Below are 23,695 nucleotides of genomic sequence, written 5' to 3'. Positions count from 1 at the left end.
CGTGTCCTACTTGCCACGAACCATCGCGAGCCGCACGAGCGCGCCCGTGACGATCGACGAAACGCGCTGCATCGCCGATAAGGGCTGCACGGTCTGCGTCGACGTCTGCCCGCTCGACCTGCTCGCGATCGACCTGACGAAAGGCAAGGCCTATATGCAGTTCGACGAATGCTGGTACTGCATGCCGTGTGAAAAGGATTGCCCGACGGGCGCCGTGAAGGTCGACATTCCGTATCTGCTGCGCTGACGCGCGACTCGATTCCGTTACAACGAAACACGACAAAGCCAGGCACACCATGAAACTTCGTCATCCGATCTTCGGCCTGCTCGCGCTCGCGCTGCTCGCCACCGTCGGCACCGTCCGCGCCGAAACGATCCGCGTCGCCATCGGTACGCAAGATACGACCATCAATTGCGCGGCAGGCGGCCTGCTGATCCGCGAATTGCATCTGCTCGACAAATACCTGCCGCATACTGGCCGATATGCACACGTGACCTACGACGTGCAATGGAAAGACTTCACGTCGGGCGCGCCGATCACGAACGAGATGGTCGCCGGCAAGCTCGATTTCGGCGTAATGGCCGACTTCCCCGGCTCCCTCAACGGCGCCGCGTTTCAAAAAGCCGGCAAGAAAAGCGTGTTCATCACGGTGTTGTCGGGCAGTATCGACGGCAGCGGCAACGGCATCGTGGTGCCGCTCGATTCCAAGATTCACTCGTTCGCCGATTTAAAAGGCAAGACGATTTCCGTTCCATTCGCATCGACGTCGCACGGCATGTTGCTGCGTGCGATCGCCGCGCAAGGATGGAAACAGGATGTCGACGTGAACGTCATCACGCAGGCTCCGGAAGTGGCCGGCAGTGCGTTGAAGGCAGGGCGCATCGCCGCGCATGCGGATTTCGCGCCGTTCTCCGAACTATTCGAATACCGCGGCATCGCCCGCAAAATCTATGACGGCTCGCAAAGCCACGCGCCCACCTTCCACGGCTCGCTCGTCGACGCCGCCTATGCAAAGCAATATCCGGAAGTGGTGGTCGCCTATCTGCGCGCGGCACTCGAAGCCAATCGCCTTCTCACGCAGGACCCCGAGAAATATAGCCTGATGATCGAAAAGGTCACGGGCATCGAAGCGCCCGTCGACTACCTCTACCTGGGCCCGCTCGGCCTGCAAACGCGCGACCTGACGTGGAAGCCCGAATATCGCCGTGCGGTCGCCACCGCTATCGCCACGCTCAAGCTGCTCAAGAAAACCGATGTGGATCTGAACGTCGATACGTTCGTCGACGATCGCTTCATCCGCGAGGCATTCAAGGAATCCGGGCTCGACTATGAAGCCGCACTCAAAAACTACGCGCCGGAGCCGCTCGTCGCCAACGATGCCGTGACAGGCAAGCCGATTCGCAACTTCAAAGACGTCGCGCGAGTGTGGGTCGTCAATGAATCGAAGGTCCGCAGCTACGACAAACCCGCCGAAGCCTTCGCATCGCTGAAGACGATCGAGCGATCCGACGGCAAAGTCAGGGCCGTGTTCGTGCATGACCACACGAGCGGGCTCGAACTCTTCGCGAAACAAGCGTGGTATGTGCGCGATGCGCACGGCGGCCTGGCCGCGTTCCTGCTCAAATCGAGCGCCGACGCCTATGCCCGCTCGACGGCCGGCGCCGTCGTCGATTACGCCAACGCGACATCGGGCGCGACCGAAGCGGTTGCAGCACGCTGACAAACCCGCAGACCTCCGACGCACCTCAATCGAACGGAAACGCAGATGGCAGCCATACTCGAATTTACGGAACGACCCGAAACCGAAACCCCGGCTCCGCGCTTAGCCAACCGCACTCACAACGTCACGTCGCAACGACGCAGGCGGTTCCTGCGCGTCGGTTCGATCGCCCTTTGCATCGGGCTGTGGCAGCTTGCGGTCCGGTACAAGCTATCGCTTGGCTTCATCTCCTTCGGGAACGTGCCCGCGCCTGCCGATGTCGCGCCTGCGCTGTGGAGTCTGCTGCATTCGATGAAGCTGCCGCTCGATCTCGCGGCCAGCGTCTATCGCGTGCTCGCCGGCTTCTGTGCCGCTGCCGCGACAGGCATCTTGCTCGGACTCGCGATCGGCCGCCATCGCGCGCTCGAAGACCTATTGCTTCCGCCGCTCGAAATGCTGCGGCCGATCCCGGCCGTGGCGTGGATTCCGCTCGCGATCCTGCTCTTTCCGTCGTCCGAAATCAGCATGATCTTCATCACGTTCGTCGGTGCCCTCTTCCCGATCCTGCTCAATACGCTGCATGGCGTCGATACCGTGGACCCGCGCCTCGTCGCCACCGCACGCGGCCTCGGCGCGACTCGGCTCGGCGTGTACACCGAGGTGATCCTGCCGGCTGCCGCACCCGCGATCTTCGCCGGGCTCGCGATCGGCATGGGCACCGCGTGGTTCTGCCTCGTCACCGCCGAGATGATCGCGGGCCAGTATGGGATCGGCTATTTCACGTGGGAGTCGTACACGCTGCAGAACTATGCGGACATCGTCGTCGGCATGGCATTCATCGGCGTGCTCGGCATGGGCAGCAGCCTGCTGCTCAAGCGCGTCGGCATCGCGCTCACCCCCTGGCATCAAGCACGCCGAGGCCATCGATGAGCGAACTCGCCACGAATCGCGCCGCGCGCGTGCAAGCGCAGGCGCTATCGATCGACGTCGGCCCCCCCGACGCACGCCTGAGCACACTCAGCTCGCTCGACCTCGACATCGCGCCGGGCGAATTCCTCTGCGTGCTCGGCCCGTCCGGCTGCGGCAAGTCCACGCTGCTCGGTGCGATCGCCGGACACGTGCCGCCCACGCACGGCGAAATCCGCATCGATGGTCGCCTCGTCGATAGCCCGCATCCCGAGCGCGGGCTCGTGTTTCAGCAGCACACGCTGTTCCCGTGGAAGCGCGTGATCGACAACGTTGCGTTCGGATTGAAGATGCAGGGTATCGCTCAGCATGAGCGGCGGCAGAAGGCGGCAGAGTTGCTTGCGCTCGTCGGTCTCGCCGGCTTCGAGCATCACTATCCCGCACACTTGTCGGGCGGCATGCAGCAGCGTGTCGAGATCGCCCGCGTGCTGATCAACCGCCCGCGAGTCCTATTGATGGATGAACCATTCGGCGCGCTGGATGCGCAAACGCGCCGGATGATGCAGACGCTATTGCTCGATATTTGGTCGACGATCCGCACGACAGTGGTATTCGTCACACACGATATCGACGAAGCGCTCTTCCTCGGCGATCGCATCGTGATGCTGTCGAACCGCCCCGCGCGTATCGTCGACGACTTCGCGGTGCCGTTGCCTCGGCCTCGTCGCGAAGAAAGCACGACAGAGCCGGCATTCATCGAACTCAAACGCCGCTGCATTCGCGCACTGCGCGATGCCGCGCATCCGCCCGCTTCGCCGCGACGCGCGGCGGATGCCCCGACCAGCCACGACCTGACGGATCTCGCCCTGCCCCGATGAATACGAGTCCCATTGTTCTTCAAGACCTCGACGCAATCGCCGACCGCGCAGCCGATGCGCTCGCGCGCTTGCAATCACCCGACGAAGCCGTGCGCCGCATCGCACTGCTCCAACTCGCCGATCTCGAAAGCGCCGCGACGATACCTGCGTTCATCGCCGCACTACGCGGCGACGAGGCAGCCGAGATCCGGCAAGAAGCTGCATCGATACTCGGCGCGTGGGAACGTGACGACGTAGTCGACGCGCTCTGCGCGGCACTGCTCGACGCGGACGACGACGTTCGAGCCGCCGCGGCCGACAGCCTCTCGGAATTGAAGCAGGCATCCTCCGGCGCGGTGCTGCAACGCTGGGTACGACAGCCGGACCCATTCGTTAGGCGTTCCGTTCTTCGCGGCCTGCGAGAGCTGCGCTGTGCCGAAGCATTCGGTCACGCCCTGTCGGCGCTCGACGACGACGATGCCACCGTGCGGCTCGAAGCCGTCGCGGTGCTCGGCTGGCTGAAAGACGAGCGTGCGCTCGGGCCGCTTGCTCAACGCGCCGCCGGCGATGCCGACGCCGGGGTACGCCGTGCGGCCGTTGGCGCACTCGGCTTCGCGCCCGCCGCCGATGAGACGACGGCGCGCGCGCTGCTCGCTGCATTGCGCGACGACGCGTGGCAGGTCCGCGAAGAAGCCACGGCAACACTCGGCAAACTGCGCACGCCATCGGCCGTCGATCCGCTCGTCGCCGCGCTCGACGATCCCTATTGGCAAATTCAGTTGCGCGCCGTTCGCTCGCTCGGGCAGATCCGTAATGCGCGCGCAGCGCCCGCCGTTGCCGCTTTGCTCACCCACCCGATCGGCAATCTGCGCCGTGAGGCGGCGCTTGCACTTGGCGAGCTGCGCGATACAGGCACGCTGCCAGCGCTGCGCGACGCGCTACTCGACAGCGATCCGGACGTACGCAAGGCAGCGCGGATCGCAATCGCACAAATCGGAGAGGACGATCGATGACGATACCCGCGCAGATCTCGCTCGACGCCGCCACGCGCACGCTGAATCTGTCGTGGCCGGACGGACGCACGCAGCGTATCGAGTACGCGCGGTTGCGTGCCGCCTGTCGCTGCGCGCAATGCACGGCGCACCGTCGTAGCGGCGGCCACATCGACATAGAAACAGACATCATGCTGCTCGGCATCGAACCGATGGGCTATGGCGTCCAGTTCCGATTCAGCGACGGCCACACGCGCGGAATCTACCCATGGGCGTATCTCGAACGCGTGACGGAATCGGAGGATGCGTCGGACTGAGGTAGGCTGAATTCCGCCTTTGCCTGATCGCCAGAAAGCAGGAACACGATCACGTTACTATCGACGGCGAACTGCGCCGGCGCGTCAACGGTCATTCTGCGTTTCCCCTCTCGCTGAGCGATTCCCGATCAAACTTGAAGTCGGCAGGCAGGCGACCACGATACTTCCGCAGACGCTCGATCCGTTCATTGACCGTGGGCTTTTTGCTCACAGAGAACGCACCAGATTTGTCGGCGTAAATTTCGATGTCGTCACCTTCCTGCAGTCCGAGCGCCTCTACGACGCTCGCGGGCAGTCGGACGGCAAGGCTATCGCCCCATTTTGCGACTTGCATGATTACTCCCCTCTCGAGTCATTTTCAAGTCCAGCACACTCGACGACCAATCGACACCTACTCAGCCGACACGAGCGAGCAAAATCGATCGAGGTCGATGTTGCCGCCGCTGATCATGACGCCCACACGCTTACCCTTGAGCGCGTCTTTCGTGCGCAGCACCGCGGCGAGCCCGAGGCACCCGGTGGGCTCCACGATCATCTTCATGCGCGAGGCGAAGAACTTCATGGCCTGCACCAACTCCGCATCCGACGCCGTGAGGACATCGTCGACATCGCGCTTGATGATTTCAAACGTATAAGCACCCAAGTGCTGAGTCTGCGCACCATCGGCGATGGTCTTGGGCGTATCGATATGCACGATCTCGCCACGGCGAAACGATTGCTGGCCATCGTTGCCGGCTTCGGGTTCGACACCGTACAACGCGCACCGCGGCGCAAGCGCCCGCGTCGAGAGCGCCGTGCCGGACAGCAGCCCGCCGCCGCCCAACGGCACATACAGGCTATCGAGCGCGCCGACTTCCTCGAACAGCTCCTTCGCCGCGGTGCCTTGCCCAGCAAGCACATCAGGATGATCGTAGGGCGGAATCAGCGTGAGCCCTTGTTCCTGCGCGAGGCGACGCCCGATCGCTTCACGATCTTCGGTATAGCGATCGTAGACGACGACGTTGGCACCGTAGCCTTTGGTCGCCGCAACCTTTGCCGCGGGCGCATCGTGCGGCATGATGATCGTCGCGGGCATACCCAGAATCCGCGCGGAAAGGGCGATGCCCTGCGCGTGGTTTCCTGAAGAAAAAGCCACTACGCCCGCTTGACGCTGCTCGGGCGAGAACTTGGAGAGCGCATTGAAGGCGCCGCGAAACTTGAAGGCGCCCATGCGCTGGAAGTTTTCGCACTTGAAAAAAACCTCGGCGCCGACGAGTTCGTTCAGCGTGCGCGACGTTTGCACCGGGGTGCGATTTGCGTGCCCTTCGATACGCTTCGCTGCTGCCTCGACGTCTGCATAGGTGGGAAGTTCAACGGTGGTCATATAAGTGACTCGCTAGTCGGATGTCATTTACCAAGGCCATGCAACGGCCGTTCCAAATCCCTTGCGGATAGCCGAATCATAAAGAAAGCGTGCGACCGTCAGGTCCTGAAGCGCGAGCCCGGTCATGTCGAATACGGTGATGTCGGTAGGTGACCGCTCGATGGTAGCCGTACCGGCAAGAAGATCGCCAATTTCCGTGCAAGGCAGCGCCGGCGCCCACTGGCATTCTCCGATGCTGCGAGCCTGCGCTCGATCGTCGACGAAAATATGCGCGCGCTTCAACACGCCTTCCGGAAGTTCGCGTTTGCCGGCCGTATCGGTGCCCACGCAAGTCAAATGCGTGCCGGGCTGAACAGCGTCACCGTCAAACAACGTGCCGCTGCCCGTCGTCGCCGTAATGACGACGTCACTATTGGCCACCGCCTCATTGCGCTCCCGCGCGAGGCCAATCGCGCATCGGCCCTGAAACGCGGCCTCGAACGCCGGCTCGGGCTCTGCGCTGCGGCCGACATATTGGACCGTGCATGGTTGCGAAAGAACCTGCAGCGTGTACTCGAGTTGAACACGTGCTTGCACCCCGGTGCCGAACACGCAAATGCGCGTACTGTCCCGCCTCCCGAGAAGCTGCAGCCCCAGGCCGCCGGCCGCACCGGTGCGCGCCGTGGTAATCGCATTGCCGTCCATGATGCACAGCGGGCGCCCCGTATGCGGATCGAAGAGCACGACGGTCGCCTGATGAGGTTCGCCACCCAGCGCTCGATTACCTGGCCAAAACCCGGCCGCTTTGAACCCGAGCAAATCTTGGCTTGCGACGTCCCCTGACTTGATTCCAAAGACGCCGCCGGTGTGCAGCTTCTCACGGACAAGCGGGAAAACCCGTCCGGCTCGCTGGCTATGCAAGACGAAGGCTTCGCGAACCGCGGCCATCACGTGCTCGCTTTGCAAGGCAGGCTCAACCGCATCGCGATCGAGAAGAAGGAGTTGGGCGTCGGTAGGCATTGGCGAAAAAAGACGATGACGAACTGACCCATCCCGGTATTTTCGTGGGCCACGGTATTCGGTTCGATAGCCGAGACCATCGACCTCGTTAGACAGTGTGTCCAATTTTCTACCGATTGTCAAATCGACGCGATCGTGCGCTGGAGGCTGGAAGCGCCACTTCGACGGTACCTTCAACTACGGGGAATCCGCTGCAAATCGGGCTGTGAATCGGGCTGTGAATCGAGCTGCGAATCGAGCCGGTTTGCTAGATCGCCGAAGTACCCTATACAATGAGGCCAAAATTAGATGAAGCGTCTAATATGGGCAAAAGAAAATTCACCAGCGAACAACAGGCCATCCTCGACCAAGTCAAGCAAATCGCGGAGGGCCTGGGGGAAACGTTTGCGCCGTTTACGGAGGTGGTGGTCCACGATCTGCGCTCGCCGAAGCATTCCGTGCTGGCGATCCACAACAATCTGTCGGGACGCCAAGTCGGCGACCCCACGACGGAATTGGGTCTAGCCCGAATTGCGGATGACGACTACCCGCAGATTCTCGCGAACTACGCGAACCGATTTAGCGATGGCCGCCAGGCGAAGAGCACCTCGATCGGCATCAAGGATTCCGAGGGGCATTACTTCGCCGCACTCTGTCTGAATGTGGACGTGACCCTGTTTCGCAGCATCGCGACGATGCTCGAACAGTTTTCCGTTCCGAAAGGGGCCGTGGTCAAGGAATCGCTGGACCCGTCGACGGCCGACTCGCTGCGCGAGCGAATCGACCGCTTCGCGGTCAGTCTTGCAACGACACCGCAGGCCCTTCGCACCGAGCAGCGCAAGGCGCTGATGCAGGCCTTGAAGGAAGAAGGCTATCTGGATTTGCGGCGGTCGATGGAGACCGTGGCGCAACATGTGGGCGTATCGCGCGCAACCGTCTACAACGACGCCAAATAAGCACCGCGCTCCAATCTAAACGCGTTCGAGAATGACCGCGATGCCCTGCCCCACGCCGATGCACATCGTGCACAGCGCATAACGGCCGCCTGTGCGTGCGAGCTGATACGCCGCCGTCGTCGCGAGACGCGCACCGGAAGCGCCCAGCGGGTGGCCGAGTGCAATCGCGCCGCCATTGGGATTGACGCGCTCGTCGTCGGCATCGATATTGAGCACGCGTGCGACAGCCAGTGCCTGCGCGGCAAACGCTTCGTTCAGTTCGATCACGTCCATTTGATCGAGCGTCAGCCCCGCAACCTTCAACACCTTACGCACGGCATCGATCGGCCCCACGCCCATGATGCGCGGCGCAACGCCCGCGGTCGCCATCGCTACGACGCGCGCACGCGGCTGCAAGCCAAACCGTGATGCCGCCCGTTCGTTGGCCAGCAAGAGCGCACAAGCGCCATCATTAACGCCCGATGCGTTGCCCGCCGTCACCGTGCCGTCGGGACGCACCACACCCTTGAGCTTGGCGAGCGCCTCGAGCGTCGTCGCGCGCGGGTGCTCATCCTTCGTGACGACGATGGAATCGCCTTTCTTCTGAGCAATCGTGACCGAGACGATCTCTTCATCGAAGCGACCGCTCGCTTGAGCCGCCGCCGCGCGCTGCTGACTGCGCAGCGCAAACGCATCTTGATCCTCACGGCTCACGCCGAATTCGGCCGCCACGTTCTCCGCGGTCTCGGGCATCGAATCCACGCCGTACATGGCGCGCATCGCGGGATTGACGAATCGCCAGCCGATCGTCGTGTCTTCGATCTTGGCGGCACGACTGAACGCGCTCTCGGCTTTGCCCATGACGAACGGGGCGCGGCTCATGCTCTCGATGCCGCCCGCAATCATCAGTTCAGTCTCTCCGCTCTTGATGGCGCGTGCCGCACTCCCCAGCGCATCGAGCCCTGAACCGCAAAGACGATTGACGGTGCCCCCCGGCACCCCTTCGGGCAAACCAGCAAGCAGGCTCGCCATGCGCGCAACGTTGCGGTTATCTTCGCCCGCCTGGTTCGCACAACCGAAGATGACGTCGTCGATTGCACTCCAATCGACTTCCGGATTGCGCGAGATCAGCGCCTTGATCGGCACCGCGGCGAGGTCATCGGCCCGCACTGCCGCCAGCGCGCCGCCGTAGCGACCGATAGGAGTCCTAATTGCATCGCAGATAAAGGCGTTTTCCATCGAAAGTCCTTGGCATAGGCGCGGCCATCGCACGCCGCGCATCAGATTGGCAACGATGCCTGGCGCTAGGGTGTTTCAACATCGTCGGCCCATCAACACGCCGGCAGTCCCCGCTTCATGGCATTCGAAGACAAATCTTGGGGATGCATGGCACAATCGTCAAGTGCGATTATCAGAATACCGTGCGATTATCGAACCTCATACGGAAATAAGCGAACACCATGAAACGAGCGAGCCGCCGTCCGGAACCGGAAACACCCGAAGAGACCATCGAGCACGCCACGCCCGACAACACCGAATCATCGGATGCGAATGCGGATGCGGCCCCGCCCAGCGATCCGAATTTCATGACCTCGCTCGAGCGGGGTTTGGCCGTGCTTCAAGCGTTTTCGCAAGAACGCCGCGTCTTGACGACGTCTCAGATCAGTCAGCGCACGGGCATTCCGCGTGCGGCCGTCAGGCGTTGCCTCTATACGCTCGCCAAGCTGGGCTTCGTGGCCGAGGAAGACAATCGATTGTTTTCGCTACGCCCTCGCGTACTCAAGCTCGGCCACGCGTACCTCGCTACCACGCCGCTGGCGCACGCAGCACAGCCTGTCTTACGCCATATCAGCGGCACGCTCAACGAGTCGAGTTCGGTCGCGCTGCTCGACGGCGATGAAATCCTCTACATCGCACGCGCGTCGACCTCGCGCATCATGTCGATCGATCTTCATATCGGCAGCCGGCTGCCCGCGTACTGCACGTCGATGGGCCGTGTATTGCTGGCAGAACTTAGCGCCGAAGCGCTCGACGCCTATCTCGATCGCACGAAGCTGATTCAATACACGCCGCGCACGATCGTTTCGCGGGAAGGATTGCGCAGTACGCTCGGCTCCGTGCGCGCCAATGGCTATGCGCTCGTCGATCAAGAATTGGAGATTGGGCTGCGCTCGATCGCCGTGCCCGTTTATGGCGCGAACGGCCGTGCGATTGCCGCGCTCAATGTCGGCGTGCAGGCCGCGCGCGTATCGACGGCGGAAATGGAGAGCCGCATCCTGCCGGTTCTGCGTGAGGGGGCCCAAGAGTTGGCGCTGCTCGCGCTCTGACTACGCCAAGAACGCCAAGACTGCCGCGGTGAATGCGTCCGCCGCCTCGATGTTCGACAAATGCGAAGCATCTAGCGTGACGGTACGCGCACCCGGCACGCGCTCGGCGATGAATCGTGCATCGTCGACGCTCGTCACCGGATCGTATCGGCCCGCTATCACGAGCATCGGTGCCGCGATCTGGCCGATCTCTTCACGTAGGTCCGCCGAAGACAACGCATCGCAACAAGCCGCGTAGCCGTCAGCGGGCGTGCCGCGCAATTGATCGGTCAGTCGTGCCGCGACGTCCGGCTCTCGCGCCATGAAATCGGCCGTGAACCAACGCCCTGCCGCGCCGGCCGCCACCTCGTCCATGCCGCGAGCGCGCACCAGCGCTGCCCGCTCATGCCATCCCTCGAACGATCCGATGCGCGCGGCAGTATTGGCGACGATCAACTTACCGATGCGCTCGGCTGCATGCACGCCGAGCCATTGCCCGGTCAAACCACCCATCGAGATGCCGCAAAAATGCGCGCGCTCGATATTCAACGCGTCGAGCACGGCAAGGACGTCGCGGCCCAGTACGTCGAGCGTGCATTCACCCGATGGCGCAAGCGAGGCCCCATGGCCGCGCGTATCGTAGCGTACGACGCGATACCGCTGCGCCAGCGCGTCGAGTTGCGGCAGCCACATGTCGAGCGTCGTGCCCAACGAGTTCGATAGGACGATGGCAGGTGCGCCGTCCGGGCCTGCGGTGGTATAGGCGATGCCGTGCGCATGCTGCATGTCAGTGTCCCGATGAGACGAAATGCCGATGATTCACCGCGATGCCGATTCGATCCGGCATCCAGGTCAGGTAGATAATTAGGATTCCTAACTTCAGGCTAGATCAGGACCGCGCAAGCGGCACAGGCGTCACTTCCTGCAGTGCTTCGAAAGTGAGCCCCTCGACGATATCGACGACGACAAGGCCATGCGCCGTCACGTCGATCACGGCCAGATCCGTATAGATACGATCGACACATCCGATACCCGTCAGCGGATAAGTGCATTCCGGCACGAGCTTGCATTGCCCGGACTTCGTCAGATGATCCATCATGACGAAAACCTGTTTGGCCCCGATCGCGAGATCCATGGCGCCGCCGACCGCGGGAATCGCATCGGCCGCACCCGTGTGCCAGTTCGCCAAGTCACCGGTTTTCGATACCTGAAATGCACCGAGCACGCAGATGTCGAGATGGCCGCCTCGCATCATCGCGAACGAATCGCCATGGTGGAAGAACGCACCGCCCTCGAGCAACGTCACCGGCTCTTTGCCGGCATTGATCAATTCGGGATCTTCCTCGCCCGGCTCGGGCGCGCGGCCCATGCCCAGCAAACCGTTCTCGCTATGAAGGAAAATCTCGCGCTCGGCCGGCAAGTAATTGGCGACCTTCGTCGGCAGGCCGATGCCGAGGTTCACGTACGAACCTTCGGGAATGTCGCGGGCAACACGTTGAGCGATCTGATCGCGCGTCCATTTGTTCATCTGAATCTCCTCACGCGGCGCGCGCATGCGCTTGGGGCACCGCAACGACGCGCTGCGTAAAAATCCCCGGGGTGACGATGGTCTCGGGATCGAGTGCGCCGAGCGGCACGATCTCCGAAACTTGCGCGATCGTCGTCGTTGCCGCCATCGCCATGATCGGGCCGAAATTGCGCGCCGCCTTGCGGTAAACAAGATTGCCCCAGCGATCGCCGCGATGCGCCTTGATCAGCGCGAATTGCGCTTTGATCGGATATTCGAGCACGTACGGCTTGCCGTCGATCACGCGCGTTTCCTTACCTTCGGCCAAGCGCGTGCCATAACCGGTCGGCGTGAAGACCGCACCGAGTCCAGCGCCGGCCGCTTGTATCCGCAGCGCGAGATTGCCCTGCGGTACGAGTTCGAGCTCGATTTCGCCGGCACGGAACAGCGCGTCGAACACTTGCGAATCCGCCTGCCGAGGAAACGAACAAATGATCTTGCGCACGCGCCGCGCTTTGAGCAATGCCGCCAGGCCAATCTCGCCGTTGCCGGCGTTGTTGTTGACGATAGTGAGTTCGCGCGCGCCTTGCGCAATCAGTGCATCGATCAGCTCTGCCGGCTGCCCGGCCGAGCCGAAGCCGCCGATCATGACGGTAGCGCCATCGGCAATATCGGCAACGGCGGCTTCGAGCGAAGAAATAGTCTTGTCGATCATCGTATATGCGCCAGCGGTAGCGCCTCCAGCTTCGGGTTGCCGAACAATGTAGAGGGCTACCCGCTCTCAGTCAACGGCGATTATCGAAATACTGTTCGATTATCGAACACACATGATCCGGATCGGCACGGGCTCAAATATCGAAGAACACCGTCTCGATTCCGCCGTCCGGCGTATCTTGCAGACGGATATCGAGCGTGTAGACAACGGCGCCATCGCGCTCGCCGCGTTGCGCGATCAGCGTCCGGCGCCGCACTTCCCATTCGATACCGGTCAGGACGGGGTCGCTCCGATTCGCTTCGGCCTCATCGTCGAAATAGAGTCGCGTATGCAGCCCCAGATTGATGCCGCGCGCGAATAGAACGAGACACACGTGCGGCGCTTGCTGCGCGTTGCCGACCCCAGCCACGCGTCCCGGCTTGATCGTGTCGAAGCGGAACACGCCCGTTTCGAAACTGGCGCACGCCCGTCCCCAACCCCGGAACGACGGATCGGCCGGTAAATCTTGGCGATCGCCCGGATGCGCGTATTTGCCCTGCGCATTCGCCTGCCAGATCTCGACGAGAACATCGCGGACGAGCGAGCCCGATCCGTCGAACACGCGCCCTTCGATGGCGATACGCTCGCCGCGCGTATCAGGTGCAACGAGCACCGGGCCGAAATTGTTTTCGAAGATATCGAAGCCGGCCTGTTTGGGCGCGAGCCCTATGTGCACATAGGGGCCGGCCGTCTGCGAGGCCGTCTCGGGCAGACGAACCGGAGCGAACGGGACGTTCGGAGGAAGCGGAGAAAACGCGAAGCGACTCATTATTTATCCCCTTGCTTCGTGGGCTCGAAATAGGTCATACGCCGCCCGCGCAGCGTGATGTCGAAGCGATAACAACGGCTGTCGAGCGCGATGTTGTTGCCGGTGTCTTGAAGCGCGATCAATCCTCGCACCTGTTCCTCGCTCGGCATCGTCTTGATGATCGGACATTGCGCAATGAGCGGATCGCCTTCGAAGTACATTTGCGTAATCAGGCGCTGAGCCCAACCGTCGCCGCTCAGTGAGTAATGAATATGCGAGGGCCGCCAATCGTTGATCCGGTTGCGCCACGGATACGGTCCCGGTTTGATCGTGCGATAGACGTAATAGCCGTTTTCGTCGGTGAGCATGCGCCCGCAGCCGCCGAAGTTCGGATCGATCGGGGCGATGTACTTGTCGTTGCGATGTCGATACCGTCCGCCCGCATTCGCCTGCCAGACTTCCACCAGGGCATTCGGCACGGGACGTCCGAATTCATCGCGCACATAGCCGTGCACGACGACGCGCTCGCCGATCGGCAAGCCGTCCTTGGCGAAGTTGAGGATGAGGTCGTTGTCCAGCGGCCCCAGCTCGTCGGCGCGAAAAACCGGGGCGGTCCGCTCCGATAAGGTGTTGAGCGTGGAAATCAACGCGTTGCGCGGCGAGCGCAGCACGCTCGTCTTATAGCCCGGCGTATAAGCCGCCGGATGCGCGGCCGTGTCGCGCTGGGCAAAGTCGCCGTAAAGGCGGCCAGGAACAGCCGTCGGTAGGTCTGACATGGTGATCGCTCTCCTGCGCATAAACGCCCCGCCGCTAGCCGCCGCAGGGCCGATATTTTCGAGGTCCACTCTATGGCGCACGCACGCGCGCGTAAATTGACTTCCGTTCCGTCAATCCATAACCTCCGGTAATGGAAACCAGAATCAGTTTTCGTCACGTCAGTTGCTTTCTCGCGATCGCTCGCGAGCGCCATCTCGGCCGCGCCGCCGGGCGACTGAACCTGACGCAGCCGGCCGTTTCGAAAACGCTGTCCGAGCTCGAATCGCTCGCGAACGTTCGTCTCGTCGAACGCGGTAGACATGGCGCGCGTTTGACACCGGCCGGCGAGCATTTCCTTCGCTATGCCATCGGTGTCGAACAGGCCATGGAATCGGCGGCATCCGCGTTGCAAGGCCCGGGCGCGCCGCCGGCCACCATCCTCGAACTCGGCGCGTTGCCGACCGTCGCGAGCGGCATCCTCCCCGATGCCCTCCTGCGGCTGCGCGAACGTCAGCCTCGAACGGGCGTGCGGCTGCATACGGCGACGAATGAAGCATTGCTATCGGCCCTCAAAGCGGGGCGCCTCGATTGTGCGATCGGCCGCATGGCGGAGCCATCGATGATGCAAGGCATGTCGTTCGAATTGCTGTACGCGGAGCCGCTGGTCATGGCCGTGCAAACCCGGCACCCTTTGCTGCGCGCACGATCGGTATCTCCGCAATCCGTACTCGCCTATCCGCTCGTCGTGGCGCCGAGCGGCACGGTGCCGCGGCTCCACACCGATGCGTTCTTCGACGCCCACGCGTTGCGCGTGCCGGGCAGTTGCACGGAAACGCTATCCGTATCCGTCGCCCGCTTGCTCGCGCGGCGCTCCGACGCTGTCTGGATTACGCCGGAATCGGCGGCCCGCGACGATCTCGAACGCGGCGAACTGGCCAGGCTGCCGCTCGCGATCGCCAATGCCGAGGAGCCTGTCGGTATCCTGCGCCGCAGCGAAGTCGAACCGTCCGAGATCGTCGAAGCGCTAGCCGAGATCTTGCGCGACCTGACGAGCGCAGAGGCACAGCCGGAACAATCGCGTGCGCGTCGTCCCGTGCGCCGCCCACCCGCATCACGCGAACAAAAACGCTGACCGCGCGAACATAGCGGGTGAACTAACTGGTGAACCAGGCGGCGAACAAAGTGGAGAGAACAGACTTGACCATCGCCATCTCACGAGCTTACGATCTAGGCACTTGCTCGATATTCACTAACTTGTTCGATAATCGCACAAGCCATCGAACAAATCGCCGAATGAACGATTCGGTTATCGAATGCGTGACTGCGCTGCGCTCGCCCCACGACGCCCGCGTCATCGCTCTCCTTTCTCTTCATAGCTGAATCCGGCGCCCATGTTCGCGTATCAAGGACGACTCAACGACAGGCTAACCTCGACCGACGCCATGCTCGCCGTGTTTTCGCCGAAGGCCACCGTGCAACGGATGCTCGACGTCGAAGCGGCGCTCGCGCGCGCACTCGCCAAAGGCGGCGTCATTCCGGCCGACGCGGTCGCGCCGATCGAAGCGGCCTGCGATGCGGATCGAATCGATGCCGACGCCTTGACCGCGGCGGCCGCAAGCGCGGGCAACCTTGCCATACCACTCGTCAAGCAGTTGACGACGCGCGTCGCCGAACAAGCGCCTGACGCCGCCAAATACGTGCATTGGGGTGCGACGAGCCAGGACATCATCGACAGCGGCATGGTGCTGCAGTTGCGCGATGCGCTCGATCTCATCGACCGTGGCGTCGATACGCTGTGCGACGTGCTCGCGCGTCAAGCCGCGAAGTACCGCGATACGCCGATGATCGGCCGCACATGGCTGCAACACGCGTTGCCGATCACGTTGGGGTTGAAATGCGCGCAATGGCTCGATGCGTTCGAGCGCCATCGCACACGGCTCGCGCAGTTGCGCGAGCGCTCCCTCGCCCTACAGTTCGGCGGCGCAGCGGGTACGCTGGCCAGCCTCGGCGATGCGGCACAGGGCGTCGCGCAAGCGCTGGCGCACACGCTCGAATTGCCCTTGCCTACCGTGCCGTGGCATACGCAACGCGATCGCATCGCGGAAGCGGCAATGGTGCTGGGCCTTCTGACAGGCACGCTCGGCAAGATCGCGCGTGACGTCTCGCTGCAGATGCAAACCGAAGTCGGCGAGTTGACCGAGCCGTCATCGTCGGGCAAAGGCGGCTCGTCGACCATGCCGCATAAACGCAATCCCGTCGGCTGCGCCGCGGCGCTGACGGCTGCCGCGCGCGTACCGGGGCTCGTCGCCACGATGCTCGCCGCGATGGTGCAAGAGCACGAACGCGCGCTCGGCGGCTGGCAAGCCGAATGGGAAACGTTGCCGGACATCGCAAGGCTCTGCGCGGGCGCACTGGCGAGCGTCACCGAAATCGTGGACGGTATCGACGTCGATACCGCACGACTGGCGACGAATCTGGATATGACGCGTGGCCTGATCCTCGGCGAGGCCGTGATGCTCGCGCTCGGCGCATCGATCGGACGCCTGCGGGCTCACGAACTCGTCGAGCACGCATCGCATGAAGCCATCCGAAGCGGACGCACCCTGCGTCAAGTGCTCGGCGACAATCCCGACGTCACGCGCGCGCTCGACGAACCTCGACTCGACACCCTGTTCGATCCGGCCAATTACAGCGGGCAGGCGCAACAGTTCGTCGATGCCGTGCTCGAACGCTATCGGGCTGCGCGCTCGTGAAATGCTTGTTTGAATCGATCTGCGACTACCGAAATCTGCGATTACGAAAATGAAAGACGAAGAACGCTATGAAGCAGGCATGCAGGTGCGACGCGCGGTACTCGGCGACGCCCATGTGGACCGTTCGCTTGCCCACCGCACCGCTTTGACCGAAGAATTTCAGGCACTGATCACACGCTATGCGTGGGGCGAGATCTGGACGCGCGAGGGATTGCCGCGCCATACGCGCAGCCTGCTGACGATCGCGATGATGGTCGCGCTCAACCGCGGCGAAGAGTTGGCGCTCCATCTGCGCGCCGCGAAGAACAACGGCGTGACGCGCGACGAGATCAAGGAAGTGCTGATGCAAACGGCCATCTATTGCGGCGTGCCCGCGGCGAATTCGGCCTTCCACCTGGCCGACCGGATCTTTCGTGAGGAAGACGGGCAGGCTTGAATCGCGTTCGTACCGGTGACCGGCACACAGGTAAGCGGCACCGACGAACGCTGGCTACGAGCGCCGCGCGATGACCGCGCGGCGCTCGTCAGGAAACGCGATCAGAACAGCGTCGCGATACCGAACATGCTGACGAATTGTCCATGCGTCGACGACGGCGTTGAATCTTGCGAATCGCCCACGTCCGGTGCCGCGTCGATGATATCGCCGGCCCCGGCGCTGCCGAGCGTTTGCCCGCTCGAATGCTGATAAGCCTGCAACGCGTAGAGCGTCGTGCGCTTGGACAAGTGGTACGCCTCCTTGAGCGAATATTGCTCATAGCGTGCCGCATCGCTGATGCCGTTCGCCTTCGATGCCGCCGTGAACGCGAAACCCGTGCCGACGTCGAACGCGGGCGTGAAGTGATAGACGGCCAGCGCGGCGTACGTATTGAAGACCGCCGTCGAACCGAACAGCGAATGCGCGCCGGCCTGATACTCGACGTTCGAATACGAAAGCCCGAGCACGAGATTGCCGAGCGTATAGTTGCCGGCCGCGGCGACGTGTTGAACCGCCTTCGCCGACACATAGCCGGCATTGAGCGCCGAGACACCGAAGCTGCCCGTCGACGCGGAATCGAAGCCGGTGGTTTGCTGTGCGTTGTCCATGCGCAGATAGCCGAGCCCGAGCGAAACCGGGCCGCTCGCGTAGCGCAGCGCGCCGCTATAGGTCTCCCCCTTCCCCGTACTGCCCGCAATGCCGCCTAGCGCGTACATCGCGCTCGCCTGCAACCCGCCCCAGTTCGGCGACGTATAGACCAACGAACTATTGATGCGCACTGTCGTATCGAGTCCGTCGATGTCGCCGGGGTGTGCGCCCGTTGCACCCGTGAGCCATGAGCTGCCGGTCAGCGGGCCGACGAACATGTAATACGGTGTGTATTGGCGTCCGGCCGTCAGCGTGCCCGCGCGAACGTTTTGGAGTCCTACGTATGCCTCGCGATTGAACAGGACGCCCGACGACGAAAGCGCTCCCGTGTTCGGATCGAAGCCGTTTTGCAGATCGAAGACGGCGGTCGTGCCGTCGCCGAGATCTTCCTTGCCTTGCAAACCGAACTTCGATGCGTAAAGGTTGCCCTGCCGCAGATAAACGTTCGAGCTGCCCTTCTGATTGCTGACGTAGGTCAAGGCGTCGTCCACCGCGCCGTAAAGCGTGACGCTGCTCTGCGCGAACGCCGACGTGCACGCGAGGGTCGCTGCGGCGGCGGCCACACGGCCGATCTGTTTGCTGTAGGTCTTCATCTAGCTTTTTTCTCCACTCCAAAGGTCATCGCCCCAGGTTGCGTCCGAGGTCTCTGTGATAAAGCAAATGGGAACAACACATGCTCGGCCTCTTGCTCCGAGGGCCGACCGGCTGCTAATTCGCAGCACGTTCCTGCCGGTGCCGAGCTTGGGCGGCCAATCTCACCGCGGCATTGGGCGCGCCGTAGCCGTCGTACCCGCCGCGCCGCTCGACGATTTCTAGAAAGAAGCGCTGATCGAGCGTTTCCGTATAGGCATGCAAAAACTCGCCACCACGCTCGTCGCGGTCATAGAGCAGGTTGTGCGCTTGCAGACTGGCGAGAACGGATTCGGGCAATGCATAACGGGCTTCCAGATCGTCGTAGTAGTTGCGAGGAATGCGCAAAAGCGGAAGGCCCGCCGCCTCGAAGTCGGCAACCGCACGAAAGATGTCGGCGGTACCGAACGCGACGTGGTTGAGCCCCGTGCCGCGATACGCCTGAATCGTCTCGGCCACGGCCGTGTGGCGATCGACCGACGCATTGAGCACGAGGCGCAGCGTGCGATCGCGATTGCAGAACGCACGCGATCGCACGAGCCCATACGGATCAGGCACTACGACGCCAGGCGATGCTTCAAGCCCGAACACGGCTTTCAAGAACAACGTCCAGCTATCGAGCGCCCCCATCGGCAGCGCTAGGCATAGGTGATCGATGCCGATCAACGGCCCGGCCTCGCTCGAAACATCGATGTCCGTCAGCACGAAATCGGCTTCGAACAACGTCGGCTGCCCCGACTTTTCGTTCACTAAGTAGTTAAGACTGCCATCGGGCGAACGCACGGACGGCACCACGCGCTCGTTCGGCCCGATGCGTCCCGAGAACGGGACATAGCCGAAACCGGCAGCACGTTCGAGCGCAAGCTGCGCATCGTCGAGACGAAACGCCGACGCGCAAAGCGAAAGACCATGTTGCTGAAAGAACGAACTCGCGAACGAATCGGGTTCCGAGTTCAGCACGATGGCGGCCGCGCCGTGCCGATACAGCGTGACGTCTTTCGATCGATGCTGCCCCGCGCAATGGAAGTGCAGTTTCTCGAGCCAGTCGACGAGATGCGTGCGCGACGCGGTATCGACGGCAAACTCCAGAAATTGCGTAGACAGATGCGCGGGTGCTTTGGGCGGCGCATAGAGCGGCAACGCGGCGGTCGTTTCCCCGCCGCCCAACCCTGCACGCGTGTCCTCTTCCAGCAGCAGAAGCGAGCGGTACCCGTCGGCAGCAGTCGCAACAGGCGGTGCACCGCGAAAGCCGTCGTTGAAGATCTCGAGCGAAAGCGGGCCGCGATAGCCGCTCTCGATCACGCGTGCGGAAAACTCGGCCAACGCGAAATCGCCCTGCCCGGGAAAACAGCGATAGTGGCGGCTCCATTCGAGCACGTCCATGCTCATTTGCGGCGCATCGGCAATCTGCACGAATCCGATCCGCTCCCCCGGAATCGATGCGATTTCATCGAGCGAATCGCCGATCGACAGCGTATGAAAGCTGTCGAGCGCGAGCGTAAGGTTCGGTGAATCGACTGCATCGACGAGCCGCCACGCATGACGATACGAATTGACGTGCCGTCCCCAAGCGAGCGCCTCATAGCACGCGGTCACGCCGGCCGCTTGCGCCTGCTGCGCGAGCACGCCCAGTTGATCGACGATCAACCCGTCGTCACGAACCGTGTCAGGGGACACATTGCTGCAGACGAGCAGCCGGTCGGTGCCGAGCGCATGCATCACGTCGAACTTGCGTTTGACGCGCTCGACGTTGCGCATCAGCCGCTCGACGCTCACGCCCTCGAAATCGCGAAACGGCTGATAGAGCACGATCCGCAACTCGAGATCGTCGGCAATGCGGCGGACGTCGGCGGGCGTTCCGTCGTAGTAGAGCAAGTCGTTCTCGAAGATCTCGACGCAGCGAAACCCCGCCGCGTGAATCGCCCGCAGCTTCTCGACGAGCGTGCCGCTGATCGAAACGGTGGCGATCGAGCGCTGCAACGGCGCATCGGCACGACGAAAAGAATGGGTCTGCATGGGCTATGTGCTGCGCTGGAAACGATGGATGAAGCAAACGAACTGCCGCTTCGCGCCGATCTTTCCGCACTCCGTTCATACGAATGCGGCTGGTAACGAGGCGGCGGTATGCCCGCTTGCGAGAATAAGGCGAACTGTACGTGAACTAACTAGTTGGTACAAATTCGAGAAAACCCTAGAATGACTTGTGACGCGATCGGCTGCACACTTGCGTGCATTCGGAACGATACCTGCGCGGTTCGTGCAGCGTTCCCTTACAAGATGGAGTGGTTGTTATGGCACTGGCTTCAGTTCTGGTCCTCAATGGACCGAATCTCAATCTGCTCGGCACACGTGAGCCGGCTATCTATGGCAGCGAGACGCTTGCCGATGTCGCTTTGCGCTGCACGCAAGCCGCCGAACGTCTCGGGCTGGCCGTCGACTTCCGGCAGTCGAACGCCGAACATCAATTGATCGACTGGCTCCATGACGCACGCGAGCGCGTCGACGGCATCGTGATCAATCCCGCCGCCTATACGCACACGTCGATCGCGCTGGCCGACGCGCTGACGGCAATCGCCAAGCCCGTGATCGAAGTTCATATCTCGAACGTGCACAAGCGCGAAGCATTCCGACATCATTCGTTCGTCTCGCCCATTGCCGAGGCGATCATCATCGGCTGCGGCACCCAAGGGTATGTCTTGGCGCTGGAACGGATGGCAGCCCTGCTCGATAAGGGAGGCAAGCAATGAGCGCCGAGACGAAGCGAGATCAGCGTTCGATCCTGCTCGGGCTGATCGGCGCGGGCATCGGCGGATCGCTGAGCCCGGCGATGCACGAGGAAGAAGCGCGGCAACAAGGGCTCACCTGCGTGTATCGGCGCATCGATCTCGAAGCACTCGGCGTCGACGTGAGCGCACTGCCCGACCTGCTCACGGCCGCCGAGCGCATGGGCTTCGACGGCCTGAACATCACCTATCCGTGCAAGCAAGCGGTGATTCCGCTGCTCGACGAACTGTCCGACGACGCCAACGCATTGGGCGCGGTGAACACCGTGCTGTTCAAAGACGGCCGGCGGCTCGGCTACAACACCGATTGGTCCGGCTTCACGCGCTCGTTTCAGCGCGGCCTGCCCAATGCATCGCTCGCGCGCGTCGTGCAACTCGGCGCGGGCGGTGCGGGCGCCGCGGTGGCGCACGCTGCACTGAGCCTCGGCGTCGAGCAACTGATGTTGTTCGACGTCGACGAGACGCGCGCAGCCTCGCTCGCGGCCGAATTGCAACAACGGTTCACCACGGCAGAGATCGTGTCGGGCGGCTCGCTCGCGGACGCGATGTGCGAGGCAACCGGTCTCATTCACGCCACGCCGACGGGCATGGCCAAGCTGCCGGGCATGCCTTTGTCCGCCGAGTTGCTGCATCGCGCGCTGTGGGTCGCCGACATCGTCTATTTCCCAATCCGCACCGCACTCATCGAAGCCGCCGAAAAAATCGGTTGCCGCACGCTGAGCGGCGGCGGCATGGCCGTCTACCAAGCCGTGGACGCGTTCCGCATTTTCACCGGCGTAGAGCCGGACGCCGACCGGATGTTCGCGCATCTGCAAGCGCTGCTCGCGCGATAGCTCGCGCTCATTCAATAACCTCGACTCAGGTCGATAGGAGACACAACGACATGGCCCCTCCGATTTCACCGCGCTCGCTCGGCTCGGCGCCACCGCAAGCGGCTGCGCAACCGTCCACGGTTCGGCGCTCGCGCGCCCGCTACCGTGTCCTAGGTCTGCTGGCCGCGGGGACGATGATCAATTACCTCGACCGAACCGTGCTCGGTATTGCGGCTCCGCAAATGACGAAGGAGCTCGGCATCAACGCGGCGTTGATGGGTTTGATCTTTTCGGCGTTTTCGTGGAGCTATGTCGTATCGCAGATACCCGGCGGTGTATTCCTCGACCGCTTCGGCAGCAAGCTGACCTATTTTCTGTCGATGACGCTGTGGTCGCTGTGCACGCTAACGCAGGGACTCGTAAATGGCGTCGGCGCGCTCTTCGCTTGTCGGCTCGGCCTCGGCGTGACCGAATCGCCGTGCTTTCCGACCAATAGCCGAATCGTGGCGACGTGGTTTCCGCAAACGGAGCGCGCATTCGCCACGGGCACCTATACGGTCGGCGAATATATCGGCCTCGCATTCTTCAGTCCCCTTCTGTTCGCGCTGATGGGCACGTTCGGGTGGCGCTCCCTCTTCTACGTGGTCGGCGGTGTCGGTGTTGTCTTTGGTCTCGTGTGGTGGCGCTTCTATCGCGAACCGCTCGATCATCCCGCAGCCAACGATGCCGAACTCGCGTACATCGAAGCGGGCGGCGGTGTCACTCGGCACAGCCCGAGCGAACAAGCGGGCAAGCATGCCAAGGTCGATTGGCGCGATATCGGCCGGCTACTCAAGCACCGGCAACTCACGGGCATTTGCCTCGGCCAGTTCGCCGGCAACTCGACGCTCGTATTCTTCTTGACCTGGTTTCCGACCTACCTGGCAACGGAGCGCCATATGGGTTGGCTGAAGATCGGCTTTTTCGCGGTCATGCCTTTCATCGCCGCATCGATCGGCGTGATGTTCGGCGGTACGTTCTCGGATTGGCTGCTGCGCCGCGGCAAATCGCCGAACGTTGCACGCAAGCTGCCGATCATCGCCGGGCTGCTGCTCGCGTCGACGATCGTCCTCGCGAACTTCGTGCAGAGCAACATGGCCGTCATTGCGATTCTGTCGCTCGCGTTCTTCGCGCAAGGCATGGCCGCGCTCGGTTGGACGCTCGTTTCCGACATCGCCCCGAGCGACTTGCTCGGTTTGACCGGCGGGATTTTCAACGTCGCGGCGAATCTCGCCGGCATCATCACGCCGCTCGTCATCGGCCTGATCGTGGCGGCAACGGGCTCGTTCGTCTGGGCGCTTGCGTTCATCGGCGTCATCGCGCTGATCGGTGCGGCGTCTTATATCTTCATCGTCGGCGACATCAAGCGCATCGAACTGTAGGCACCGCCGGCCGCCCTACGACCAAGCTCTATCGCCGGGCTTGGTCGTTTTTTG

At 62.6% G+C, this 23,695-nt stretch carries 26 protein-coding genes; 15 read left to right on the top strand and 11 right to left on the bottom strand.

Translation table 11 applies throughout. The annotated features are described in order from the left end of the window. Position 1 precedes the first annotated feature (1 nt). Genes J3485_RS20130 through J3485_RS20105 form a run of 6 tightly spaced genes read left to right on the top strand, consistent with a single transcriptional unit; the run spans position 2 to position 4,772 of the window. On the top strand, positions 2 to 247 hold the full coding sequence (locus J3485_RS20130; RefSeq protein ID WP_206956099.1) for a 4Fe-4S dicluster domain-containing protein: 246 nt from the start codon (positions 2 to 4) through the stop codon (positions 245 to 247). A 49-nt stretch (positions 248 to 296) separates the two neighbouring features. Beyond that, positions 297 to 1,721: an ABC transporter substrate-binding protein gene (locus J3485_RS20125; protein WP_206956098.1), complete on the top strand. Its 1,425-nt coding sequence runs from the start codon at positions 297 to 299 to the stop codon at positions 1,719 to 1,721. 45 nt (positions 1,722 to 1,766) lie between these two features. After that, on the top strand, positions 1,767 to 2,630 hold the full coding sequence (locus J3485_RS20120; RefSeq protein WP_206956097.1) for an ABC transporter permease: 864 nt from the start codon (positions 1,767 to 1,769) through the stop codon (positions 2,628 to 2,630). Further along, positions 2,627 to 3,484 (top strand): ABC transporter ATP-binding protein, encoded by an 858-nt coding sequence (locus tag J3485_RS20115; protein ID WP_206956096.1) that lies wholly within the window; start codon positions 2,627 to 2,629, stop codon positions 3,482 to 3,484. Before J3485_RS20120 ends, J3485_RS20115 begins: the two co-directional genes overlap by 4 nt. Then, a complete protein-coding gene (locus J3485_RS20110) occupies positions 3,481 to 4,476 on the top strand; it encodes a HEAT repeat domain-containing protein (protein ID WP_206956095.1) in 996 nt (331 codons plus the stop codon). Before J3485_RS20115 ends, J3485_RS20110 begins: the two co-directional genes overlap by 4 nt. After that, complete coding sequence (locus tag J3485_RS20105; RefSeq protein ID WP_206956094.1) at positions 4,473 to 4,772, top strand: DUF971 domain-containing protein; 300 nt, start codon at positions 4,473 to 4,475, stop codon at positions 4,770 to 4,772. Before J3485_RS20110 ends, J3485_RS20105 begins: the two co-directional genes overlap by 4 nt. 91 nt (positions 4,773 to 4,863) lie before the next feature. Here the strand turns inward: J3485_RS20105 and J3485_RS20100 are convergent, their stop codons facing one another. From J3485_RS20100 to J3485_RS20090, 3 genes are read right to left on the bottom strand one after another with little or no spacing between them, the layout of a single operon-like run. Further along, positions 4,864 to 5,106, bottom strand: a complete 243-nt coding sequence (locus tag J3485_RS20100) for an AbrB/MazE/SpoVT family DNA-binding domain-containing protein (protein WP_206956093.1) — start codon at positions 5,104 to 5,106, stop codon at positions 4,864 to 4,866. Between the two features lie 57 nt (positions 5,107 to 5,163). Next, positions 5,164 to 6,135, bottom strand: coding sequence for a threo-3-hydroxy-L-aspartate ammonia-lyase (locus J3485_RS20095; RefSeq protein ID WP_206956092.1), 972 nt, complete (start codon positions 6,133 to 6,135; stop codon positions 5,164 to 5,166). 27 nt (positions 6,136 to 6,162) lie between these two features. Then, on the bottom strand, positions 6,163 to 7,062 hold the full coding sequence (locus J3485_RS20090; protein WP_309477060.1) for an ornithine cyclodeaminase family protein: 900 nt from the start codon (positions 7,060 to 7,062) through the stop codon (positions 6,163 to 6,165). On the opposite strand from J3485_RS20090, the gene J3485_RS29460 reads away from it, so the two are divergent. After that, positions 6,982 to 7,161, top strand: a complete 180-nt coding sequence (locus J3485_RS29460) for a hypothetical protein (RefSeq protein WP_309477102.1) — start codon at positions 6,982 to 6,984, stop codon at positions 7,159 to 7,161. The genes J3485_RS20090 and J3485_RS29460 overlap by 81 nt on opposite strands. A gap of 275 nt (positions 7,162 to 7,436) precedes the next feature. After that, positions 7,437 to 8,069: a helix-turn-helix transcriptional regulator gene (locus tag J3485_RS20085; protein WP_206956090.1), complete on the top strand. Its 633-nt coding sequence runs from the start codon at positions 7,437 to 7,439 to the stop codon at positions 8,067 to 8,069. 15 nt (positions 8,070 to 8,084) lie between these two features. On the opposite strand, the gene pcaF is transcribed toward J3485_RS20085, so the two are convergent. Then, positions 8,085 to 9,287 (bottom strand): 3-oxoadipyl-CoA thiolase, encoded by a 1,203-nt coding sequence (gene pcaF, locus J3485_RS20080; protein WP_206956089.1) that lies wholly within the window; start codon positions 9,285 to 9,287, stop codon positions 8,085 to 8,087. A gap of 221 nt (positions 9,288 to 9,508) precedes the next feature. Between pcaF and J3485_RS20075 the strand changes: the two genes are divergently transcribed. Next, on the top strand, positions 9,509 to 10,375 hold the full coding sequence (locus tag J3485_RS20075; RefSeq protein WP_206956088.1) for an IclR family transcriptional regulator domain-containing protein: 867 nt from the start codon (positions 9,509 to 9,511) through the stop codon (positions 10,373 to 10,375). Here J3485_RS20075 and pcaD read toward each other — a convergent pair whose 3' ends face one another. The 5 genes from pcaD to pcaH form a co-directional block, all read right to left on the bottom strand. Then, positions 10,376 to 11,140: a 3-oxoadipate enol-lactonase gene (gene pcaD, locus J3485_RS20070; RefSeq protein WP_206956087.1), complete on the bottom strand. Its 765-nt coding sequence runs from the start codon at positions 11,138 to 11,140 to the stop codon at positions 10,376 to 10,378. A gap of 103 nt (positions 11,141 to 11,243) precedes the next feature. After that, a complete protein-coding gene (locus tag J3485_RS20065) occupies positions 11,244 to 11,882 on the bottom strand; it encodes a 3-oxoacid CoA-transferase subunit B (protein ID WP_242538867.1) in 639 nt (212 codons plus the stop codon). A 10-nt stretch (positions 11,883 to 11,892) separates the two neighbouring features. Then, complete coding sequence (locus J3485_RS20060; protein ID WP_206956086.1) at positions 11,893 to 12,576, bottom strand: 3-oxoacid CoA-transferase subunit A; 684 nt, start codon at positions 12,574 to 12,576, stop codon at positions 11,893 to 11,895. Between the two features lie 133 nt (positions 12,577 to 12,709). Next, positions 12,710 to 13,384, bottom strand: coding sequence for a protocatechuate 3,4-dioxygenase subunit alpha (gene pcaG / locus J3485_RS20055; RefSeq protein ID WP_206956085.1), 675 nt, complete (start codon positions 13,382 to 13,384; stop codon positions 12,710 to 12,712). Further along, positions 13,384 to 14,139 (bottom strand): protocatechuate 3,4-dioxygenase subunit beta, encoded by a 756-nt coding sequence (pcaH, locus tag J3485_RS20050; RefSeq protein ID WP_206956084.1) that lies wholly within the window; start codon positions 14,137 to 14,139, stop codon positions 13,384 to 13,386. Before pcaH ends, pcaG begins: the two co-directional genes overlap by 1 nt. 131 nt (positions 14,140 to 14,270) lie before the next feature. Here pcaH and J3485_RS20045 point away from each other — a divergent pair, with 131 nt between their 5' ends. The 3 genes from J3485_RS20045 (at position 14,271) to pcaC (ending at position 17,308) form a co-directional block, all read left to right on the top strand. Next, positions 14,271 to 15,251, top strand: a complete 981-nt coding sequence (locus J3485_RS20045; RefSeq protein WP_206956083.1) for a LysR substrate-binding domain-containing protein — start codon at positions 14,271 to 14,273, stop codon at positions 15,249 to 15,251. 259 nt (positions 15,252 to 15,510) lie between these two features. Next, positions 15,511 to 16,872 carry a 3-carboxy-cis,cis-muconate cycloisomerase gene (locus J3485_RS20040; RefSeq protein WP_206956082.1) on the top strand — a complete coding sequence of 454 codons (1,362 nt, stop codon included), beginning with the start codon at positions 15,511 to 15,513 and terminating at the stop codon, positions 16,870 to 16,872. Between the two features lie 49 nt (positions 16,873 to 16,921). Beyond that, on the top strand, positions 16,922 to 17,308 hold the full coding sequence (gene pcaC, locus J3485_RS20035; protein ID WP_206956081.1) for a 4-carboxymuconolactone decarboxylase: 387 nt from the start codon (positions 16,922 to 16,924) through the stop codon (positions 17,306 to 17,308). A gap of 101 nt (positions 17,309 to 17,409) precedes the next feature. Here the strand turns inward: pcaC and J3485_RS20030 are convergent, their stop codons facing one another. Both J3485_RS20030 and J3485_RS20025 read right to left on the bottom strand, forming a co-directional pair. Further along, positions 17,410 to 18,588: a porin gene (locus tag J3485_RS20030; RefSeq protein ID WP_206956080.1), complete on the bottom strand. Its 1,179-nt coding sequence runs from the start codon at positions 18,586 to 18,588 to the stop codon at positions 17,410 to 17,412. A 115-nt stretch (positions 18,589 to 18,703) separates the two neighbouring features. Next, on the bottom strand, positions 18,704 to 20,605 hold the full coding sequence (locus J3485_RS20025; RefSeq protein ID WP_206958217.1) for a bifunctional sugar phosphate isomerase/epimerase/4-hydroxyphenylpyruvate dioxygenase family protein: 1,902 nt from the start codon (positions 20,603 to 20,605) through the stop codon (positions 18,704 to 18,706). Between the two features lie 311 nt (positions 20,606 to 20,916). Between J3485_RS20025 and aroQ the strand changes: the two genes are divergently transcribed. The 3 genes from aroQ to J3485_RS20010 are packed head-to-tail and all read left to right on the top strand — an operon-like array spanning position 20,917 to position 23,641. Beyond that, entirely contained in the window at positions 20,917 to 21,372 is a 456-nt protein-coding gene (gene aroQ / locus J3485_RS20020; protein ID WP_206956079.1) for a type II 3-dehydroquinate dehydratase, read from the top strand. Next, positions 21,369 to 22,241 carry a shikimate dehydrogenase gene (locus tag J3485_RS20015; protein ID WP_206956078.1) on the top strand — a complete coding sequence of 291 codons (873 nt, stop codon included), beginning with the start codon at positions 21,369 to 21,371 and terminating at the stop codon, positions 22,239 to 22,241. The genes aroQ and J3485_RS20015 overlap by 4 nt, the downstream gene beginning before the upstream one ends. Before the next feature lie 50 nt (positions 22,242 to 22,291). After that, positions 22,292 to 23,641 (top strand): MFS transporter, encoded by a 1,350-nt coding sequence (locus J3485_RS20010; protein ID WP_206956077.1) that lies wholly within the window; start codon positions 22,292 to 22,294, stop codon positions 23,639 to 23,641. Positions 23,642 to 23,695: the final 54 nt, after the last annotated feature.

The sequence above is a fragment of the Trinickia acidisoli genome, from assembly GCF_017315725.1.
Taxonomy (GTDB): domain Bacteria; phylum Pseudomonadota; class Gammaproteobacteria; order Burkholderiales; family Burkholderiaceae; genus Trinickia; species Trinickia acidisoli.
This window is presented reverse-complemented; position numbering and strand designations above follow the sequence as displayed.

What these genes read in the sequence shown, in the direction of transcription:
- J3485_RS20125 (WP_206956098.1), top strand. Translation starts at nt 297, where the DNA reads ATGAAACTTCGTCATCCGATCTTCGGCCTGCTCGCGCTCGCGCTGCTC.
- J3485_RS20120 (WP_206956097.1), top strand. Translation starts at nt 1,767, where the DNA reads ATGGCAGCCATACTCGAATTTACGGAACGACCCGAAACCGAAACCCCG.
- J3485_RS20115 (WP_206956096.1), top strand. Translation starts at nt 2,627, where the DNA reads ATGAGCGAACTCGCCACGAATCGCGCCGCGCGCGTGCAAGCGCAGGCG.
- J3485_RS20110 (WP_206956095.1), top strand. Translation starts at nt 3,481, where the DNA reads ATGAATACGAGTCCCATTGTTCTTCAAGACCTCGACGCAATCGCCGAC.
- J3485_RS20105 (WP_206956094.1), top strand. Translation starts at nt 4,473, where the DNA reads ATGACGATACCCGCGCAGATCTCGCTCGACGCCGCCACGCGCACGCTG.
- J3485_RS20100 (WP_206956093.1), bottom strand. Translation starts at nt 5,106, where the DNA reads ATGCAAGTCGCAAAATGGGGCGATAGCCTTGCCGTCCGACTGCCCGCG.
- J3485_RS20095 (WP_206956092.1), bottom strand. Translation starts at nt 6,135, where the DNA reads ATGACCACCGTTGAACTTCCCACCTATGCAGACGTCGAGGCAGCAGCG.
- J3485_RS20090 (WP_309477060.1), bottom strand. Translation starts at nt 7,062, where the DNA reads ATGGCCGCGGTTCGCGAAGCCTTCGTCTTGCATAGCCAGCGAGCCGGA.
- J3485_RS20085 (WP_206956090.1), top strand. Translation starts at nt 7,437, where the DNA reads ATGGGCAAAAGAAAATTCACCAGCGAACAACAGGCCATCCTCGACCAA.
- pcaF (WP_206956089.1), bottom strand. Translation starts at nt 9,287, where the DNA reads ATGGAAAACGCCTTTATCTGCGATGCAATTAGGACTCCTATCGGTCGC.
- J3485_RS20075 (WP_206956088.1), top strand. Translation starts at nt 9,509, where the DNA reads ATGAAACGAGCGAGCCGCCGTCCGGAACCGGAAACACCCGAAGAGACC.
- pcaD (WP_206956087.1), bottom strand. Translation starts at nt 11,140, where the DNA reads ATGCAGCATGCGCACGGCATCGCCTATACCACCGCAGGCCCGGACGGC.
- J3485_RS20065 (WP_242538867.1), bottom strand. Translation starts at nt 11,882, where the DNA reads ATGAACAAATGGACGCGCGATCAGATCGCTCAACGTGTTGCCCGCGAC.
- J3485_RS20060 (WP_206956086.1), bottom strand. Translation starts at nt 12,576, where the DNA reads ATGATCGACAAGACTATTTCTTCGCTCGAAGCCGCCGTTGCCGATATT.
- pcaG (WP_206956085.1), bottom strand. Translation starts at nt 13,384, where the DNA reads ATGAGTCGCTTCGCGTTTTCTCCGCTTCCTCCGAACGTCCCGTTCGCT.
- pcaH (WP_206956084.1), bottom strand. Translation starts at nt 14,139, where the DNA reads ATGTCAGACCTACCGACGGCTGTTCCTGGCCGCCTTTACGGCGACTTT.
- J3485_RS20045 (WP_206956083.1), top strand. Translation starts at nt 14,271, where the DNA reads ATGGAAACCAGAATCAGTTTTCGTCACGTCAGTTGCTTTCTCGCGATC.
- J3485_RS20040 (WP_206956082.1), top strand. Translation starts at nt 15,511, where the DNA reads ATGTTCGCGTATCAAGGACGACTCAACGACAGGCTAACCTCGACCGAC.
- pcaC (WP_206956081.1), top strand. Translation starts at nt 16,922, where the DNA reads ATGAAAGACGAAGAACGCTATGAAGCAGGCATGCAGGTGCGACGCGCG.
- J3485_RS20030 (WP_206956080.1), bottom strand. Translation starts at nt 18,588, where the DNA reads ATGAAGACCTACAGCAAACAGATCGGCCGTGTGGCCGCCGCCGCAGCG.
- aroQ (WP_206956079.1), top strand. Translation starts at nt 20,917, where the DNA reads ATGGCACTGGCTTCAGTTCTGGTCCTCAATGGACCGAATCTCAATCTG.
- J3485_RS20015 (WP_206956078.1), top strand. Translation starts at nt 21,369, where the DNA reads ATGAGCGCCGAGACGAAGCGAGATCAGCGTTCGATCCTGCTCGGGCTG.
- J3485_RS20010 (WP_206956077.1), top strand. Translation starts at nt 22,292, where the DNA reads ATGGCCCCTCCGATTTCACCGCGCTCGCTCGGCTCGGCGCCACCGCAA.